General features: G+C 55.5%; 2 protein-coding genes. Both read right to left on the reverse strand.

Features of this window, described 5'->3' with window-relative positions:
* Positions 1-263: transposase (locus tag KBY97_RS14580; RefSeq protein ID WP_255148062.1), on the reverse strand; the 263-nt coding region annotated here is incomplete at its 3' end.
* 389 nt (positions 264-652) lie between these two features.
* Positions 653-1,432, reverse strand: a complete 780-nt coding sequence (locus KBY97_RS14585) for a hypothetical protein (RefSeq protein ID WP_255148065.1) — start codon at positions 1,430-1,432, stop codon at positions 653-655.
* Between the last annotated feature and the right edge of the window lie 164 nt (positions 1,433-1,596).

The following is a 1,596-nucleotide window of genomic DNA, read 5'->3' on the forward strand; positions in this document are numbered from 1 at the left end:
GCATTCTCTCGGATCTGCTCCACGGTCTCTTCATCGGTCAAGCCAAGCCGCTGCTTGATGAACAGCGCGCCAAACGCCAGCCTCACAGGCTTTGCAGGGGCGCCAGTGGTGGGACTGAACTGAGGCGAATAGGTTGCTTCCAGCACTTCCCAAGGCATCAAGGACGAGAAGATTACCCAGCGGTTGTCCGAGTCCAACGTGCCACCGAAAGGCACATGGAAATCCTCGATTGAAAGCTGCCCGTTATGGTGTTTCTGGTACATCTGCAGCGCTCAGCAGTTGTAGCAATCGTCGATTGCCCTGATCATGGCCAGTTTATCGGGTCTCTGTCGCTGAAACAAGGTGCGCCGCAGTGGATCTGCCTTTTTCAGCGGGCCCCATTTAGATCGTCTGATTTCGGACATAGTGGTGCCTGGCATGGCAATACATGCTAAATGGGGGAGGGGGCCCCTCTGAACAAGCGTCCAATTCTTCTTCCACTCACGAGCAGAACCAAGACAGCGTCTTTACGGAATTTAGCAATTGTTGCTCTGGTGGATCCAGTGGCCAAAATCAAGATTGCCTTGTCTTGATTATGGAATGGGCTTGACATTCAATGAATTCTTCAAAGCAAGCATACATGTGGCACATCTCACAGACTCCAAGTCTGGCTTCATAGGTCAATAACTGAACCAGTCCAGAATATCCATACCATCCTTAATATCTGGACTACTCTCTGTTGTTGCATCACGAGTTGTTCAATCAACTCAGCCTGCCCCAGGCTGTTATGGAAATACTGCTCCAGTTCCTCCTGCACCTGTTGCAGCTGCTCTGACTTTCTCTGACCTTCCGACTCAGCGGCAGACAGCTCAGACTCCCGTTGCTTCACCAGCTCCTCCAGTGACAACAGACGCGCTTGATGCTCTTCCAGCTCCAATCTCATCTGCTCGCTTTCCGCGCGCGCTTCAGCCTGTTCCTCACGCACAACTGCAAGTCGCTGCTCCCCTTCACGCACCTGCACTTCCAGCGCCCCACTACGCTCCACTGCCTCCTGATGGGACACGAAGAACTGCTCCAGTTCCTCCTGCACCTGTTGCAGCTGCTCTGACTTTCTCTGACCTTCCGACTCAGCGGCAGACAGCTCAGACTCCCGTTGCTTCACCAGCTCCTCCAGTGACAACAGACGCGCTTGATGCTCTTCCAGCTCCAATCTCATCTGCTCGCTTTCCGCGCGCGCTTCAGCCTGTTCCTCACGCACAACTGCAAGTCGCTGCTCCCCTTCACGCACCTGCACTTCCAGCGCCCCACTACGCTCCACTGCCTCCTGATGGGACACGAAGAACTGCTCCAGTTCCTCCTGCACCTGTTGCAGCTGCTCTGACTTTCTCTGACCTTCCGACTCAGCGGCAGACAGCTCAGACTCCCGTTGCTTCACCAGCTCCTCCAGTGACAACAGACGGGCCTGATGCTCTTCCAGCTGCTGCTGGCGTTCCGCCAGTTGCTCCGCTCCGGCTGCCACCTCCTGCCGCGACTGCTCCAACGCTGCATGCACCTGGTGCAGTTGATCAGACTTCGCCTGTCCTTCCATCTGCACAGCAGACAGCGCCGACTCCCGTT

The organism is Synechococcus sp. ATX 2A4 (genome assembly GCF_024346375.1).
Classification (GTDB): domain Bacteria; phylum Cyanobacteriota; class Cyanobacteriia; order PCC-6307; family Cyanobiaceae; genus MW101C3.